The sequence below is a fragment of the Ralstonia mannitolilytica genome, assembly GCF_000954135.1.
Classification (GTDB): Bacteria; Pseudomonadota; Gammaproteobacteria; order Burkholderiales; family Burkholderiaceae; genus Ralstonia; species Ralstonia mannitolilytica.
In genome coordinates, this window is sequence record NZ_CP010799.1 from 2572445 (window position 1) to 2588727 (window position 16283).

The 16283-nt window shown below is 65.2% G+C and carries 14 protein-coding genes; 2 read left to right on the top strand and 12 right to left on the bottom strand.

Translation table 11 applies throughout. The features are described from left to right. Positions 1–43: 43 nt before the first annotated feature. From TK49_RS12165 to phaC, 9 genes are all read right to left on the bottom strand, one after another. Positions 44–1255 carry a cystathionine beta-lyase gene (locus TK49_RS12165; protein WP_045786932.1) on the bottom strand — a complete coding sequence of 404 codons (1212 nt, stop codon included), beginning with the start codon at positions 1253–1255 and terminating at the stop codon, positions 44–46. A gap of 53 nt (positions 1256–1308) precedes the next feature. Continuing rightward, positions 1309–2067, bottom strand: a complete 759-nt coding sequence (locus tag TK49_RS12170; RefSeq protein WP_045786933.1) for a hypothetical protein — start codon at positions 2065–2067, stop codon at positions 1309–1311. Further along, positions 2042–3226 carry a beta-ketothiolase BktB gene (gene bktB / locus TK49_RS12175; protein ID WP_045786934.1) on the bottom strand — a complete coding sequence of 395 codons (1185 nt, stop codon included), beginning with the start codon at positions 3224–3226 and terminating at the stop codon, positions 2042–2044. Before bktB ends, TK49_RS12170 begins: the two co-directional genes overlap by 26 nt. 87 nt (positions 3227–3313) lie before the next feature. Then, positions 3314–4675 (bottom strand): 30S ribosomal protein S12 methylthiotransferase RimO, encoded by a 1362-nt coding sequence (gene rimO, locus TK49_RS12180; protein ID WP_045786935.1) that lies wholly within the window; start codon positions 4673–4675, stop codon positions 3314–3316. A 62-nt stretch (positions 4676–4737) separates the two neighbouring features. After that, a complete protein-coding gene (locus TK49_RS12185; RefSeq protein WP_045786936.1) occupies positions 4738–5718 on the bottom strand; it encodes a tRNA dihydrouridine synthase in 981 nt (326 codons plus the stop codon). Between the two features lie 194 nt (positions 5719–5912). Then, entirely contained in the window at positions 5913–6467 is a 555-nt protein-coding gene (phaR, locus tag TK49_RS12190) for a polyhydroxyalkanoate synthesis repressor PhaR (protein ID WP_045786937.1), read from the bottom strand. Positions 6468–6851: 384 nt separating this feature from the next. Next, positions 6852–7592 (bottom strand): 3-ketoacyl-ACP reductase, encoded by a 741-nt coding sequence (locus TK49_RS12195; RefSeq protein WP_045786938.1) that lies wholly within the window; start codon positions 7590–7592, stop codon positions 6852–6854. Positions 7593–7713: 121 nt separating this feature from the next. Beyond that, positions 7714–8895 (bottom strand): acetyl-CoA C-acetyltransferase, encoded by a 1182-nt coding sequence (locus tag TK49_RS12200; RefSeq protein WP_045786939.1) that lies wholly within the window; start codon positions 8893–8895, stop codon positions 7714–7716. Positions 8896–8983: 88 nt separating this feature from the next. After that, positions 8984–10777, bottom strand: a complete 1794-nt coding sequence (gene phaC / locus TK49_RS12205; RefSeq protein WP_045786940.1) for a class I poly(R)-hydroxyalkanoic acid synthase — start codon at positions 10775–10777, stop codon at positions 8984–8986. Positions 10778–11048: 271 nt separating this feature from the next. Between phaC and TK49_RS12210 the strand changes: the two genes are divergently transcribed. Further along, positions 11049–11273, top strand: coding sequence for a hypothetical protein (locus tag TK49_RS12210; RefSeq protein WP_045786941.1), 225 nt, complete (start codon positions 11049–11051; stop codon positions 11271–11273). Between the two features lie 4 nt (positions 11274–11277). Here TK49_RS12210 and pgeF read toward each other — a convergent pair whose 3' ends face one another. Both pgeF and TK49_RS12220 read right to left on the bottom strand, forming a co-directional pair. Then, positions 11278–12087 (bottom strand): peptidoglycan editing factor PgeF, encoded by an 810-nt coding sequence (pgeF, locus tag TK49_RS12215; RefSeq protein WP_045786942.1) that lies wholly within the window; start codon positions 12085–12087, stop codon positions 11278–11280. Then, positions 12071–13183, bottom strand: a complete 1113-nt coding sequence (locus TK49_RS12220) for an RluA family pseudouridine synthase (protein ID WP_045786943.1) — start codon at positions 13181–13183, stop codon at positions 12071–12073. Before TK49_RS12220 ends, pgeF begins: the two co-directional genes overlap by 17 nt. A gap of 15 nt (positions 13184–13198) precedes the next feature. On the opposite strand from TK49_RS12220, the gene TK49_RS12225 reads away from it, so the two are divergent. Further along, positions 13199–14053 (top strand): outer membrane protein assembly factor BamD, encoded by an 855-nt coding sequence (locus tag TK49_RS12225; protein ID WP_045786944.1) that lies wholly within the window; start codon positions 13199–13201, stop codon positions 14051–14053. A 60-nt stretch (positions 14054–14113) separates the two neighbouring features. On the opposite strand, the gene TK49_RS12230 is transcribed toward TK49_RS12225, so the two are convergent. Beyond that, a complete protein-coding gene (locus tag TK49_RS12230; RefSeq protein ID WP_197742976.1) occupies positions 14114–16228 on the bottom strand; it encodes a DNA repair helicase YoaA in 2115 nt (704 codons plus the stop codon). Positions 16229–16283: the final 55 nt, after the last annotated feature.

Below are 16283 nucleotides of genomic sequence, written 5' to 3' on the forward strand. Positions count from 1 at the left end.
CCGGCATATTGGCCGGTGGCCCCGGGGGCGCAATGCCGGCCGATCAAGCGCGCAGGTGCGTCTCCATCGCCTGCTTCAGATCGGCAATCAGGTCGCGCGGGTCTTCCAGGCCGATATAGAGGCGAACGAAACCACCCGCGTTTTCCCAATCGGCTGGCGGCCAAGCAGTCGCCGTGCGCATCGACGGGATGTTGTATGGCAGCGCCAGGCTGTGCGCGCCGCCCCACGAAAAGCCGATCGCAAAATAGCGCAGGGCCTCGATGAACGCATCGATCTGTGCCTGCGAATAGCGCTCGTGCAGCACGATCGAGAACAAGCCGCTTGCGCCGGTAAAGTCGCGTTTCCAGTTTTCATGGCCCGGGCAGCTCGGCAGCGCCGGATGCAGCACGCGCACGACTTCGGGACGGTCCATAAGCCATTCCGCCACTTCACGCGCGTGGGCGTCGTGGGCAGCCAGCCGCGTCGGCAGGCTCGGCAGGCCGCGCAGCACGAAATAGCAATCGTCTGCCGACACGCCCCACCCCATGCGCATGCGCGTGGCGAGGAGCTTCTGGTGCAGCGCTTCATCGTTGGTGATGGCCGCGCCCATGAGGACATCGCTGCCACCGGACTGGTACTTGGTCAGCGCCTGCACCGAGATATCGATGCCACGCGCAAACGGCTGGTAGTACACGCCGCCGCTCCACGTGTTGTCGATGGCGGTGATGGCGCCAGCCGCCCGTGCCGCCTCGGCGATGGCCGTGCAATCGGGCACTTCCATCGTCACCGAACCCGGCGCCTCAAGCCACACGAGCTTGGTGTTGTGGCGAATGAGGTCGGCAATGCCGGCGCCTATCATGGGGTCGTAATACCGCACGGTGATGCCGAACTGGCGCGCCATCCATTCGCCGTGGTCGCGGTTGGGGCCGTACGCGTTATCGGGAATCAACACGTCATCGCCGGATTTGATGAGCGTGAAGTACACGAGCGAAATGGCGGCCAGCCCGGATGGCAGCAGCAGCGTGTGCGAGCCGCCCTCGATCTGCGCCAGCGCCTGGCACAGCGCGTCGGACGTTGGCGTGGCATGTAGGCCGTAGCGCCAATGGACCACGCTGCCACTGCCAAAGGCACGCATGTCGGCGAGGTTCTTGAATACGACGGTCGACGCGCGATGCGTGGCCTGAGAAAACGCGGCAAAGCCGGGTGGAATCTGCAGGTCCGGGTGGACGGCTTTCGTGGCGGGAAACATGGGCGGGAGCTTGGTATCGTCGGTCACGAGACATTCCTGATGAGTGGCGGATGACGACCTTCGGTGGTCAGCCCGTCAGCTTACCAGTGCGCGCCGGACCGTGCGGGATTGACAGCTGGCAGCGCGGGCGGCGGTGCAATCTGGCCCGGTGCCAGGGGCGCCGCGGGCGTCAGCGGCGTTGCAGCGACCGCCGCGTTGCTGTTGGCGGCGGCATCGTAAGGCGGAATCACCACCACGGCGAGGGGGCGGAGCACAAACGGCAGCGTGTGGCCGTCGTGGGCCACATCGGTCCACGTGCCGCGCACGATGCCATGCGCATCGATCGCCCCCTCCCACGTGCCGGTGACGTGCGTGCCGTCATCGGACTCCTCCATGAGGAAGCCGCCGTTTTCGTATTCGCCTGTCACCAGGCGTACACCCGGTTGCTGGCCGGCTACGTATTCGCCGTGGACGCTGTCGATCTCACCAGGCTTGCGGCCCAGGCGCATGCGGATCGGCACGTCGCCGATCACGCCGGTGTAGACGGGATATTTTGCGTAGTCCGGCTGCGGCTGCAGCACGGCGGGCGACTGCGTCTGGGCGGAGAACCCATTGCCGGCCTTGGCAGCGCGGCGCTTTTCACCCTCCGCGATGGCGCGGTTCAGGCCGAGGTCGCCCGGCTGCACGGTCATGCTGCCGGTCGATACGTCGTAGCCGTTATTGGCAGACGGCGTTTGCGCAGACGCCGCCGACATAGCTGCAACGCCTGCGGCCAGCACCAGCGCACGCAGCGCGCCGGCGGGCCGGGTCAGGCGTGCAATCGATAGAAAGCGTTCAGATGCGTTCGAACACCGCCGCAATGCCTTGTCCTCCACCAATACACATGGTCACCAGCGCGTAGCGACCACCGATGCGTTGCAGCTCGTGCAGCGCCTTCACCGTAATGAGGGCCCCCGTTGCGCCGATCGGGTGGCCGAGCGAGATGCCCGAGCCGTTCGGATTGACCTTGGCCGGGTCCAGCCCCAGTTCCTTGGTCACGGCGCAGGCCTGGGCCGCGAATGCCTCGTTCGCCTCGATGACGTCGAGATCCTTGACCGACAGGCCCGCACGTTCCAGCGCCTTGCGCGTGGCCGGCACCGGGCCGATCCCCATGATCTTCGGCTCCACGCCCGCGTGGCCGTACGACACGAGGCGCGCCAGCGGCTTGAGGCCACGCTGTTCAGCCACCGAGCGCTCCATCAGCACCAGCGCCGCACCGGCATCGTTCAGGCCCGAGGCGTTGCCTGCGGTGACGGTGCCGCTCTCCTTTGCGAAAACCGGCTTGAGCTTGGCCATATCTTCGATGGTGGCGTCGTGGCGGACGTGTTCGTCGGTGTCGAACTGGATGTCGCCCTTGCGCGACTTGATCGTCACCGGAACGATCTGATCCTTGAAGTAGCCGGCCCGGATGGCGCGCGAGGCGCGCTGGTGCGATTCCAGCGCCGTCTGGTCCTGCTGCTCGCGGCTGATGCCGAATTCCCTGGCGACGTTTTCCGCCGTCACGCCCATGTGGATCGTGTGGAACGGGTCGTGCAGCGCGCCGAGCATCATGTCGACCATCTTGGCGTCGCCCATGCGCGAGCCCCAGCGCGCGGCGGGAGCGAGGTACGGCGCGCGGCTCATGCTCTCGGCGCCGCCGGCAATGGCGATGTCGGCATCGCCCAGCAGCACGGTCTGCGCGGCGCTCACCACGGCCTGCAGGCCCGAGCCGCACAGGCGGTTGACGTTGAACGCGGGCGTCTCGGCCGACACGCCGCCGTTGACGGCAGCCACCCGCGAGAGATACATGTCGCGCGGCTCGGTGTTGATGACGTGGCCGAACACGACGTGGCCGACCTCCTCGCCCTTCACGCCGGCGCGGGCCAGCGCCTCGCGCACGACCAGCGCGCCCAGTTCGCACGGCGCCACGTCCTTCAGGCTGCCGCCAAACGTCCCAATTGCGGTACGAACGCCGCTGACCACCACCACTTCACGTGCCATTGCTGTCTCCCATGCCATCAGAATTGGATGGCGGCCAGTATAAACGCACGGTCGTTCGCAAATTTTAGGTAAGACTACCTAAGTGGCTCAGACCTCGCCCCACAGGTCGTGCCCATCGGCACCGGTGATCTTGACCGACACGAAATCGCCGGCCTTGTAGCGCTTGTACGACTTGGACGGCGGCGCGACATAGACCAGGCCGTCGATTTCGGGCGCATCCGCCGACGAACGACCGATCCCGCCATCCTGGTTGACCTCGTCCACCAGCACGCGCAGCGTCTTGCCGACCTTGCGCTGCAGGCGGCGCGCCGACACGCGCTCGGCCACTTCCATGAAGCGCGCGCGGCGCTCTTCGCGCACCTCGTCGGGCAGTGCACCGGGCAGATCGTTGGCGGTGGCGCCTTCGACCGGCGAATACGCGAAGCAGCCCACGCGGTCCAGCTCGGCCTCGGCGATAAAGTCGAGCAGTGTCTGGAATTCCTCTTCCGTCTCGCCTGGGAAACCGGCAATGAAGGTGCTGCGGATGGTCAGCTCGGGGCACACCTCGCGCCAGGCGCGGATGCGGTCCAGCGTTTTCTCGGCATTGGCCGGGCGCTTCATGCGCTTGAGCACATCCGGGTGGGCGTGCTGCAGCGGCACGTCCAGGTACGGCAGCACCTTGCCCTCGGCCATGAGCGGCATCACTTCGTCCACGCTCGGGTACGGATAGACGTAATGCAGGCGCACCCAGGCGCCGTATTGCGAGGCCAGTTCGCCCAGCGCGGCCACCAGCTCGGTCATGCGCGTCTTCAGCGGCCGGCCGTTCCAGAAGCCCGTGCGGAACTTGACGTCGACGCCATAGGCGCTGGTGTCCTGCGAGATCACGAGCAGCTCTTTCACACCGGCTTTCAGCAGGTTTTCCGCCTCCAGCATCACTTCGGCCACCGGACGCGAAACCAGGTCGCCCCGCATCGACGGGATGATGCAAAAGCTGCAGCGGTGGTTGCAGCCCTCGGAGATCTTCAGATACGCGTAATGCTTCGGCGTGAGCTTGATGCCCTGCGGCGGCACCAGGTCAATGAACGGATCATGCGGCTTGGGCAGGTGCGTGTGCACTGCTTCCATGACTTCGCCGAGCGCATGGGGGCCGGTGACGGCCAGTACCTTCGGGTGCACGCTCGTGATGATGTCCTGGCCGGCGGCATCCTTCTTGGCGCCGAGGCAGCCGGTGACGATCACCTTGCCGTTCTCGGCCAGCGCCTCGCCGATCGCATCGAGGCTTTCCTGCACGGCCTCGTCGATGAAGCCGCACGTATTGACCACCACCAGGTCTGCCCCGCCATACGTGCCGGAGATCTCGTACCCCTCCGCACGGAGCTGGGTGATGATCTGCTCGGAATCGACCAAGGCCTTGGGACAACCGAGCGAAACGAAGCCCACCTTCGGGCTCTGGGTACTGACGTCGGACATGGGAACAACCTGAAGTGGGGAGAGGATGGCGCAGCGCATGGCGCGCCGCGCGGTGGCGTATTTTAACCGTTCACTGCGCCGGGGCGGCCCAGCGCGAGCCGGGCCTGTTCGATCACACGCTCGATTTCCAGCGCGTCGTGCAGGCGGCGGATCGCGTCGTGCAGTTCCGCGGCCTGGGGCCATGTCCGCTTCAGGTAGCCGAGCCACAGCTTGACGCGGCCGTGCTCGTGCTTGGCGGAGATGCGGGCGTGCAACTTCTTGAGATAGTCGGCAAGGTAGCCGAGTACGATCGGCCATTCGGCGGCGGACGGCTCACGCGCCATCTGGCCGCGAATGCGCTGGGCCAGGAACGGGTCGGACACGGCGCCACGGCCGATCATCACGTCGTCACAGCCGCTGACGGCGCGGCAGCGCTCCCAATCGGCCACGGTCCAGACCTCGCCATTGGCCGTGACGGGGATGCTGACTGCGCCCGCAATGCGCGCAATCCAGTCCCAATGTGCCGGCGGGCGATAGCCATGATCGCGCGTGCGGGCATGCACCACCAGCGACACCGCGCCGCCTTCGGCCAGCGCCGTCGCGCAGTCAATCGCACGCGAAGTGTCCGAAACGCCCAACCGCATCTTGGCCGTCACTGCAATGTGCGGCGGCACCGCACCGCGCACCGCCCGCACGATGGTGTGCAGGACTTCCGGCGTGTCGAGCAGCATGGCACCGCCGCCGTGCCGGTTCACCACCTTGGCGGGGCACCCGAAGTTCAGGTCGATGCCATGCGGTGACAGCGTCGCCGCATAGGCTGCGTTGCGGGCCATCCATTCCGGATCACTGCCGAGGAGCTGGATCACCATCGGCGTACCGCTGGCGGTGTAGCCGCCGTTGGCAATCTCAGGAGTTTCGCGCTCGTAGGTGCGCAACGGAAGCACTGAACCCGTCACGCGAACGAATTCCGAGACGCAGCCGTCATAGCCTCCCGCCTGTGTCAGCACGTCGCGCATGACGAAATCCGCAACCCCTTCCATCGGGGCAAGCAAGAGGCGGCTCATGTGAAAAAGGCGATCAACCGGCCTGCAGGCCGGGGGCTGACATCGAACATTTGGGGGCAATCTGAGGGGTGTGATCCTCCGGCAAAGCCGCGCCTTGCCGGAAATGCCGCATTTTACCCTGCTGCCCGATTTGCCGCCCCCAAAGCAAAAAGGCGAACCGCCATGCGATTCGCCTTCTTCTCCAGGCCGAAGGATTACTTCTTTTCGGGCGGCTGGTTGAACGGGAACGTGCCGAACATGTTCTTGGCCTGGCTCTGCATCTGCTCCTGCATCTGCACGAACAGGTTCTTGCTCTGCTCGATGTAGTTGCTCATCATGCCCTGCATCATCGGCCCCTGCATGTTCATGAACTGCGACCACATATCGGGGTTGAACGTGTTGCCGCTGTACAGGTCCTTCGAGTTCTCGGCCAGCTTGTTCTGGATGTCGATGAAGGCCTGGATGTTCTTCTCCAGGTACGTGCCCATCATGCCCTGCATGGCGTGGCCGTAAAAACGAATGATCTGCGCAAGCATCGAGCCGGAGAACATCGGCACGCCGCCGGTTTCCTCTTCCAGAATGATCTGCAGTAGGATGCTGCGCGTCAGGTCTTCACCGGATTTCGCATCCACGACGCGAAACTCCTCGGTGTCCATCACGAGCTGCTTGACGTCTGCCAGCGTGATGTACGTGCTGGTCTGGGTGTCGTAGAGCCGGCGGTTGGGATATTTCTTGATCAGCCGTTCGGTGCCCTTCTTACTGGTGGCCATCGTGCCTTTCCGTGTTGGCGATGCTGCTGCGGTGCAGCCGATGCAGTGCGAAATCGGCACAGCAAAATCGCGGTTGCGCTGCTGTGCCGATCTGCGTGCGAATGCGGCAACGCAGATGCATCCGGTTATGATCGGACGCTCCGGTGTCTCCCCGCGAAGCGCCTCCGTGACTGGATTCTATGCGGATCGCCGTGCAAAGAAAAGGCGACCTCCCCCGGTAGAAACCCGCAGCATTTTGGTGCCGTAGCGGCACCATGATATGGGCTGGATCACGCGCCGCAAGCCTGCTGCAGTGCAATCGAGCATCGCAACACCCTGGGGCAAACCGGGGGAAAGAATGCTGCGCCCATGCTGCAGCAATTGTGCAGCATGGGCGTGAGAGCGTCAGCCCATGTGCAGGCCGCCGTTGAGGGAAAAGTCCGCGCCCGTGGCGAAACCGGACTCGTCGGAGGCAAGCCAGGCGCAGATCGAAGCGATTTCCGCGGGCTCGCCGAGTCGCTTGACCGGAATCGTGCCGACGATCTTGTCGAGCACATCCTGACGAATCGCTTTGACCATGTCCGTGGCAATGTAGCCCGGCGACACGGTGTTGACCGTCACGCCCTTGGTGGCGACTTCCTGCGCGAGGGCCATCGTGAAGCCGTGCAGGCCGGCCTTGGCCGTCGAGTAGTTGGTCTGGCCAAACTGCCCCTTCTGCCCGTTCACCGACGAAATGTTGATGATGCGGCCCCAGCCTCGGTCCGCCATGCCATCGATGACCTGCTTGGTCACGTTGAACAGCGAAGTCAGGTTGGTGTCGATCACGGCGTCCCAATCGGCACGCGTCATCTTGCGGAACACCACGTCGCGCGTGATGCCGGCGTTGTTGATGAGAACATCCACCTCACCCACTTCTGCCTTGACCTTGTCGAATGCGGCCTTGGTCGATTCCCAGTCGCCGACGTTGCCCTCGGACGGAATGAAATCAAAGCCGAGCGCCTTCTGCTGCTCGAGCCACTTGGCCTTGCGCGGCGAGTTCGGGCCGCAACCGGCAATGACGGTGAAGCCATCGCGCGCCAAGCGCTGGCAGATCGCCGTTCCGATACCACCCATGCCACCGGTGACGTATGCGATGCGTTTGGTCATGTCCACTCCTAGTCCTTGTTGTTAGAGCCGCCCAGCGTCCTGCCGGGCGGTGGTGCTCGGTTCTCTCCGATCGGCGTGCGCGCTTTTTGTTCAACGCCACACCGGTCCGGTCTGCAAAAAATTACGGACGCTCGACGGCCAGCGCCACGCCCATGCCGCCGCCGATGCACAACGACGCCAGACCCTTCTTCGCATCGCGCTTCTGCATTTCGTGCAGCAGCGTGACCAGAATGCGGCAACCGGAAGCACCGATCGGGTGGCCGATGGCGATCGCACCGCCGTTGACGTTCACCTTAGACGTGTCCCAACCCATTTGCTGGTGCACAGCGAGCGCCTGCGCAGCAAACGCCTCGTTGATCTCCATCAGGTCGAGCTCGTCCACCGACCAGCCCGCACGCGACAGGCAGCGTTTCGAGGCAGGCACAGGCCCCATGCCCATCACCTTTGGATCGAGGCCCGCGCTGGCATAAGCGCGGATCGTGGCCAGCGGCGTGAGGCCCAGTTCCTGGGCCTTGGCGGCCGACATCACCACCACCGCGGCCGCACCGTCGTTCAGGCCCGAGGCGTTGGCCGCCGTGACGGTGCCCGCCTTGTCGAACGCGGGCTTGAGACCGGCCATCGACTCGAGCGTTGCGCCGTGGCGGATGAACTCGTCCTGTGCGAACGCGATCGGGTCGCCCTTGCGCTGCGGAATCATGATCGGGACGATCTCGTCATTGAAGCGCCCTGCCTTCTGTGCGGCTTCGGCCTTGTTCTGCGACCCGACGGCAAACTCGTCCTGCGCCTCGCGCGTGATGCCGTATTCCTTGGCGACGTTCTCGGCGGTGATGCCCATGTGGTACTGGTTGTACACATCCCACAGGCCGTCGACGATCATCGAGTCGATCAGCTTTGCGTCGCCCATGCGGAAGCCATCGCGCGAGCCCGGCAGCACGTGGGGCGCGGCCGACATGTTCTCCTGGCCGCCTGCCACGACGATGTCCGCGTCGCCCGCCATGATGGCGTTGGCGGCGAGCATCACGGCCTTCAGGCCCGAGCCGCACACCTTGTTGATGGTCATGCCTGGGACCATGTTCGGCAACCCGGCCTTGATGACGGCCTGGCGTGCCGGGTTCTGTCCCGAACCGGCGGTCAGCACCTGCCCCATGATGACTTCGCTCACCTGTTCCGGCGCCACCTTGGCGCGCGAGAGAGCCTCGCGGATGACCGCCGCACCCAGTTCGGGCGCAGGAATCTTTGCCAGCGAGCCACCAAACTTGCCCACGGCGGTACGGACCGCCGATACGATCACAACATCGGTCATTTGTCTTCCTTCCACAGTCAAAGGGGGTTGAGAGGGCGCCGCGCACGGCCTCGCAGGCCGGCATCGTGCGCCGGAGTTGGGGGTGCGCTTACGCCTTCTGCTTCACGTAGCGGCCGGGGGCGGGCTCGATCTCCGGATAGTCCGCAGTGCCGTAGCGCTTCGGAGCGGCCTTCTGCGCACCGGCGTGAGAAGCCAGCCACGCAGACCAGTCCGGCCACCAGCTGCCAGGGTGCTCCGTGGCACCGTCAAACCATGCGTCGGCGGAGTCAGGCAGCTTGGCGTTGATCCAGTGCGAGCGCTTGTTGGCCGCCGGCGGGTTGATCACGCCGGCGATATGCCCCGAGGCCCCGAGGACGAACCGGCGCTTGCCCTTGAGCAGCGGCACCGAGGCGTAGGCGGATTTCCACGGGACGATATGGTCTTCGCGCGAGCCGTAGATATAGACCGGCGCATCGATCTTGCCCAGATCCACGGGTGTGCCGGCAACCGTCAGCTTGCCCGGCTCCTTCAAGTCGTTCTGCAGGTACGTGTGCCGCAGATACCAGCAGTACCACGGCCCCGGCAGGTTGGTCGAATCGCCGTTCCAGTACAGCAGGTCGAACGGCGCGGGCGTCTTGCCCTTCAGATAGTTTTCAACGACGTAGTTCCAGACCAGGTCGTTCGGCCGCAGGAACGAAAACGTGTTGGCCAACTCCACGCCGCGCAGCAAGCCCGGGCCGGTGGGCGCGTTGGCGCCGATGGTCTGCTCACGCATCTCGACCTGGGCTTGGTCGACGAAGACGTCGAGGATGCCCGTATCGGTAAAGTCGAGCAGCGTCGTCAGCAGTGTCAGGCTCGCGGCCGGATGTTCGCCGCGCGCAGCGAGCACCGCCAGCGCAGTCGACAGAATCGTGCCGCCGACGCAGAAGCCCAGCACGTTGATCTGGTCCTGCCCAGCAATCTCGCGCACGACGCGAATGGCCTCGATCGCGCCGCCCTCGATGTAGTCGTCCCACGTGCGAGACGCCATGCTGGCATCCGGATTGCGCCACGACACCAGGAACACGGTGTTGCCCTGCTCCACCGCATAGCGCACGAGCGAGTTGGCCGGCTGCAGATCGAGGATGTAGTACTTGTTGATGCAAGGCGGCACCAGCAGCAGCGGGCGCGTGTAAACCTTGGCGGTCAGCGGCTTGTACTGGATGAGCTGAAAGTACTCGTTCTCGAAGACGACCGCGCCCTCGCTATTGGCAACGTTGCGGCCGATCTCGAAGGCGCTTTCGTCGGTCTGCGAGATCTTGCCGCGCTCCATGTCCTGCAGCATGTTGAGAATACCGGTGCGCAGGGATTCGCCGCGCGACTCGATCAACTGCTTCTGCGCTTCCGGGTTGGTCGCCAGGAAGTTCGACGGCGACATGGCGGCCGTCCATTGCGAGACGGCAAAGCGCACACGCTCGCGGGTCTTGGCATCGGCCTGGACGGCGTCGGCCATTTCCATCAGCGTGCGCGCGTTGAGGACGTAGAAGGCTGCGGCATAACCGTAAAGCGGGCTCTTGCGCCATGCCTCGTCGGCAAAGCGGCGATCGGCGGGGGCCACGGCTTCGGCGCTTTCGCCCGTGCTCATATGCCGCCAGATCTGCAGCCATTCTTCCAGATACTTCTGCTGGATTTCAGCGAGCCGCTCGGGCGGGATCAGCGCAAACGGGACTGCGCCCTCGCCGGTCGCCGCGCCATTGAACTGCCCAAGGCCCGGCGCTGCGGCACCGGGTTGGGCGTAGCCGCCCATAAGCGTTTGCCATTGCTTGAACTGCTCAGCCCACTGCGCTGGGTCCGACAAGCCCTGCCAGGGGGCTTGAGTGCGGGCGCTAGATGCTTTGGAAGATGCCGATTGACGCGATGCCATAGTGCCCTCGATCCGTACGATATGCGCCGCCTCGTTTGGGCGAAATGGCGCAATTCGTAGTATTGCGGGGCATTGTTGCCTTGCCGTTTCAAGCCTGTCAATCGGACTTAACTCACGATGGCCGGGAAATGCACGTCCGGCGTCGGTTTTGCCGGATCCGCCCGAAAACGGTTCCACCAAATGGTTAAGCTGGACTCCGGGCTATATACCAGCCGGCAACATTTTCGTGCGAGACTGCCCCATTACGCCAACGCCAGACATCCCATTCCGCATGTATATCGTTGCCATCGGTTGGCTTTACGTCGTGCTCATGATGTCGTTGACTGAGCAATCTTGGATTGCTGGTGTCGGTACGTTCCTGCTCTACGGCGTCGCACCGCTGGCGCTGTTTCTCTGGATTGTCGGCTCGCCTGCACGCAAGCGCCGCCGGCAGACGCAGGAGGCGGCCGAGGACAAGGCGGACGCCGCTGCTGCCTCCGGCGACGGCGCTGCATGAAGCGTCACTCCGCGCGCCAGATCAGCGTGGCCATGCGGCCGGTCGTGCGCTCCCGGCGATAGGAATAGAAACGCTGGACGTCCGTCATCGTGCACAGGCCACCGCCGTACACCTCCGTGCAGCCCACGCGCGCCAGCCGCAGCCGGGCCAGGGCATACAGGTCGCCCAGGAATTTCCCGTCCGACGCGCCCCGCACGAAAGCCGCCTCCGTGGCTTCCCGCTCGGCCGGCTGTGCGGCGTCCATGAAAGCCTGACGCACCTCCGCGCCCACTTCGAAGCATGCTGGGCCGATGGCCGGGCCAAGCCACGCCAGCCAAGTCGGATCGGCCTCCTGGCCGCTTGCGCGCAGGCGCTGCGTCATCGCGTCGACCGTGCGCTCGATCACGCCGCCGCACAGCCCTCGCCAACCTGCATGCGCCGCGCCGACCGTCACGCCGCGCGCATCGCTGAGCAACACCGGCAGGCAGTCTGCCGTCATTACCACGCAGACGCGATCGCGCGACGAGGCCACCGCGGCATCGGCCACGACCGGCGCCGGCGCCCCGACAAGCTGGTCGAGGTCGGCAACACCTGTGCCGTGCACCTGTTCCATCCAGACCGGCTCGGCGGGCAGCGCAGCGCGCAGGATGCGGCGGTTCTGTTCGACCGCCTCCGGCATGTCGCCAACATGCTGGCCAAGGTTCAACCCGCCCGGCAAGCCGCCCGCCAGGCCGTAGGCGCCCGTGCTGACGCCGCCCAGGCGCGTGGTGGCCAGCGCTTTGACGCGCGGATGCGCCGGCCATTCAGGAACGATCCAATCAGGTGAAATCGACATCGGGATCCAGGTCCAGGGCTTCCATCAGTTCAGCGAAATCATCCGGCACGCCGGCTTCCCAATGCATGGACTTGCCGGACGCCGGGTGCACGAGCCCCAGGCGAACAGCATGCAACGCCTGCCGCGCGAACGGCACCGGCAACGGGGCCTTGATGGTCTGCGGCCGGCCGCGGCGGAAGTTGCGCGTGTAGACCGGGTCGCCCAGCAGCGGATGGCCTTCGGATTCAAAGTGCACACGAATCTGGTGGGTGCGGCCGGTTTCCAGTTGGCAACGCACGAGCGACACCTGCGCGCGCCCCAGATCCACCACGTCGAGCGTCTTGAAATGCGTACGTGCCGGCTTGCCGCTGGCCGTTTCGATGATGGCCATGCGTGTGCGATCGCGCGGGTCGCGGCCAATCGGGGCATCGATCGTGGCTTCCTCCGGCGTTTCGCCCCAGACCAGCGCCAGATAGGTCCGTTTGACCGTGCGCGCCTGCAGTTGGCGCACGAGGTCGGTTTGTGCCGGCAGCGTCTTTGCGACCACCATCAGCCCCGAAGTCTCCTTGTCGAGCCGATGCACGATGCCGGCGCGCGGCAGCGCTGCCGCCTCCGGATACCGATGCAGCAAGCCATTGAGGACGGTACCGCTCCAATTGCCCGCGGCGGGGTGCACCACCAGGCCGGCTGGCTTGTTCATGACCAGCAGCGTGTCGTCTTCGTAAACGACATCGAGCTCGACCGGCTCGGCAACAAACGCGTTCTCATCGGCCGCGCGTTGCGGCACCACCTCGATGCGGTCGCCACCCGATACGGCGGCACGCGGGCGCACGGCCTCACCGCGCACGCGAACCGCTCCGGCGTCGATCCACTGCTGCAGGCGGCTGCGCGAATAGTCCGGCAGCAGCTTGGCCAGCGCCTTGTCCAGACGCTCGCCGTGCATGGCTTCCGGGATCTCTACGATGATCGGCTCGGCTGCGGGCGCTGCACCTTCGGCAGACAAGTCGAGGGCCTCGTCGTCGAGGGTGTCGTCGGTTTCCTGCGCGGTGAGGGAAACGTCAGCCGCTGCGTCGTCCGACACAGGGCTTGGGCTATAATGCTTGATGCGATTTTTCATTCAGAAAAGGTGCCCATGTCGGTCACGAGCGTAAAGCAGGCGCGTTTTGGTGTACGTGTTGGCGTACAAATCCGCGCTCAAATCGGAGCAGCGTTGGTGGCAGGCGCATGCCTGGCCCTCTCGGCCTGCGGCATCCTGCCGGAACAGCAAGACGAAACGGCCGGCTGGTCAGCCAACAAATTATATTCGGAAGCGAAGGACTCGCTCGACGGCGGCGACTATGCCAAGGCCGTCAAGTACTACGAGAAGCTCGAAAGCCGCTATCCGTTCGGCCCGTACGCCCAGCAAGCCCAGATCGAAACCGCCTACGCCAACTACAAGGACGGCGAAACGGCCGCCGCGCTGGCCGCAGTCGATCGCTTCATCCAGCTTCACCCGAACCACCCCAGCGTCGATTACGCCTATTACCTCAAGGGCCTGATCAACTTCAACGACAACCTCGGCTGGCTCGGCCGCTTCTCGAACCAGGACCTGAGCGAGCGCGACCCCAAGGCCGCGCGCGCCGCCTACGACGCGTTCAAGACGCTGGTCACGCGCTTCCCGAACAGCAAGTACACGCCCGATGCAACACTGCGCATGCAGTACATCGTCAATGCGATGGCCGAGCATGAAGTGGGCGCGGCACGCTACTACTATCGCCGCGGCGCCTATCTGGCAGCGGTGAACCGCGCGCAGGAAGCCATCAAGGATTACGATCGCGCGCCTGCCGTGGAAGAAGCGCTGTACATCATGATGAAGTCGTACGAGGCCCTCGGCATGAAAGACATGCGCGACGACACCGAGCGCATCATCAAGCAGAACTACCCGAAGAGCGAATTCCTGCTGTACGGCCAGCGCAAGAAGGACAAGCCCTGGTATCAATGGTGGTAAGCCAGGCGTAAACAGCACAGCAAAAAGCCCGGTCAATTGGCCGGGCTTTTTGTTTGGGGATCACGCCTCGTCTGCGGCCCCTTCAGGCGGCACATCCGGGCGCAGCGACCGAAGGAACCCTGCTGCCGTCTCGGCTTCGCGCGTGCGCTTGAACGGCGGCAGGCTCTGCCAGATCTGGCGGCCGTAGGACTTTTCCACCAGGCGCGGGTCGCAGATCATCAACACACCGCGATCGGTCTCGGAGCGGATCAACCGCCCCGCCCCCTGCTTGAGCGTGATGACGGCGTGCGGCAGCTGGTGCACGGCAAACGGGCTCAGGCCTTTCTTTTCAAGCGCTTCCATGCGCGCGCTGAGGACGGGATCGTCGGGCGGCGCAAACGGCAGCTTGTCGATCACGACGAGCGACAACGCCTCGCCGCGCACGTCCACCCCTTCCCAGAAACTCTGGCTGCCGATGAGCACGGCGTTGCCCAGCGCGCGGAAACGGTCGAGCAGTTCGGTCCGACTGGCCTGGCCCTGCACCAGCAACGGAAAATCCCAGCCACGCTGCGCGAACTCGTCGGCCAACCGTTCAGCGGCGCGATTGACAGCGCGCAGCGTCGTGCACAGCAGGAAGGTCTTGCCGCCCGCCGCCTCGATCATCGGCAAGGCGGCGTCCAGCACCGCATCGGTAAAGCGCGGATCGCTCGGCTGCGGCAGGTCGCGCGGGACGTACAGCAAGCCCTGCGATGCATAGTCGAAGGGGCTGTCGAGCGTCAACGAGCGATTGCGGTCGAGGCCCAACTGCGCGGCGTAATGCGTGAAGTTGCCCCGCACCGAGAGCGTGGCCGAGGTGAATATCCACGCGCGCGGCTGGCCGGCGCGCTGGCGCGAAAAGATCGGCGCGATCGACAGCGGCGTCAGGTGCAACTGCACGGAGTTGGCGAACACCTCCACCCAGCGCACGCGCTCGTCGGCGGGCGGTGCGGCTTCGGCTTCCTCGCCCTCACCCTTCGGCGCCTGCGGCGGCTTGGGGTCCACCCACGCTTCCAGCTTTTCGCACAGCGCCACGGCGCGGCGATGGCATTGCTCGATGGTCTCGGCGCGCTCGGCCTGGGCCTCCAGTGCCCCGGTGAAATCGGACAGCGCCTGCTCGAGTTTGGGCAGCACCTCGTAGAACGGCTTGGCGATGGCCGCATCGCTGTCGATCTGCTTCATCGACAGGCGCGCGCCGTCCTGGCGGAACACCAGGCGCAGATCGCGCGCGGCGCGCTCCAGCGGCGCGGCGATCGCGACCCAGTCGACCGCATCGCGCGCATGCGACAGGCCCTCGGCCACGCTGTCACGCGCCAACTCCAGGATCTGGTTGGTGGAAATCGTGTCGCCGAAGAACAGCGTGGCCGTCTCGGGCAGCTGGTGCGCTTCGTCGAAGACGATCGTGTTGGCCGCCGGCAGCAGCTCCGCCATGCCGGTGTCCTTCAGCATCACGTCGGCAAAGAACAGGTGGTGATTGACGACCACCACGTCGGCCTGCTGCGCCTCCTTGCGGGCGCGCATGACGAAGCAGTCCTTGTAATATGCGCAATCCGAGCCGAGGCAGTTGTCGCGCGTGGACGTGACGAGGTTCCACACCGGCGCGTTTTCGGGCACGCTGGCAAGCTCGGCCTTGTCGCCGGTCTTGGTGGTCTTCAGGAAAAGGTTGATCTGCCGCAGCCACGCGGCGTCCTGCCGTGACGACAGACGCCCGTTCTGCGACGTGCGCTCCAGGTGGTAATGGCAGACATAGTTGGCACGCCCCTTGAGCAACGCTACCGACACCGGCGCATTCAACGCCTTGCGCACCGTCGGGATATCACGCAGGAAGAGCTGGTCCTGCAGGTTCTTCGTCCCGGTGGAAAGAATCACCTTGCCGCCCCACAGCATCGCCGGAACGAGGTACGCGTAGGTCTTGCCGGTGCCGGTGCCGGCCTCGACGATGACCGAATCCGCGGCTTCGATGGCATTGGCCACGGCCTGCGCCATTTTGAGCTGCGACGTGCGCGGCCGATACGACTCGATGCCCTTGGCCAGCGTGCCGTCGTCGGCAAACAGCGTTGCCAGTTCGGCGTGGTGCGCGTCGGGCGTAGGCTTGGGCGTTGCGGCCTCACCAGCGTCGGATTCGGCCGACGGCTCGGCGAGCGGAGAAAGCGAAGTCAACGGAAAACCTTGGGGATGAAATGACCGAGGCCGCACGTGACGGCGGCCTCTCAGC

What these genes read in the sequence shown, in the direction of transcription:
- TK49_RS12200 (WP_045786939.1), bottom strand. Translation starts at nt 8,895, where the DNA reads ATGACCGATGTTGTGATCGTATCGGCGGTCCGTACCGCCGTGGGCAAG.
- TK49_RS12185 (WP_045786936.1), bottom strand. Translation starts at nt 5,718, where the DNA reads ATGAGCCGCCTCTTGCTTGCCCCGATGGAAGGGGTTGCGGATTTCGTC.
- pgeF (WP_045786942.1), bottom strand. Translation starts at nt 12,087, where the DNA reads ATGTCGATTTCACCTGATTGGATCGTTCCTGAATGGCCGGCGCATCCG.
- TK49_RS12225 (WP_045786944.1), top strand. Translation starts at nt 13,199, where the DNA reads ATGTCGGTCACGAGCGTAAAGCAGGCGCGTTTTGGTGTACGTGTTGGC.
- rimO (WP_045786935.1), bottom strand. Translation starts at nt 4,675, where the DNA reads ATGTCCGACGTCAGTACCCAGAGCCCGAAGGTGGGCTTCGTTTCGCTC.
- bktB (WP_045786934.1), bottom strand. Translation starts at nt 3,226, where the DNA reads ATGGCACGTGAAGTGGTGGTGGTCAGCGGCGTTCGTACCGCAATTGGG.
- TK49_RS12220 (WP_045786943.1), bottom strand. Translation starts at nt 13,183, where the DNA reads ATGAAAAATCGCATCAAGCATTATAGCCCAAGCCCTGTGTCGGACGAC.
- phaC (WP_045786940.1), bottom strand. Translation starts at nt 10,777, where the DNA reads ATGGCATCGCGTCAATCGGCATCTTCCAAAGCATCTAGCGCCCGCACT.
- phaR (WP_045786937.1), bottom strand. Translation starts at nt 6,467, where the DNA reads ATGGCCACCAGTAAGAAGGGCACCGAACGGCTGATCAAGAAATATCCC.
- TK49_RS12195 (WP_045786938.1), bottom strand. Translation starts at nt 7,592, where the DNA reads ATGACCAAACGCATCGCATACGTCACCGGTGGCATGGGTGGTATCGGA.
- TK49_RS12210 (WP_045786941.1), top strand. Translation starts at nt 11,049, where the DNA reads ATGTATATCGTTGCCATCGGTTGGCTTTACGTCGTGCTCATGATGTCG.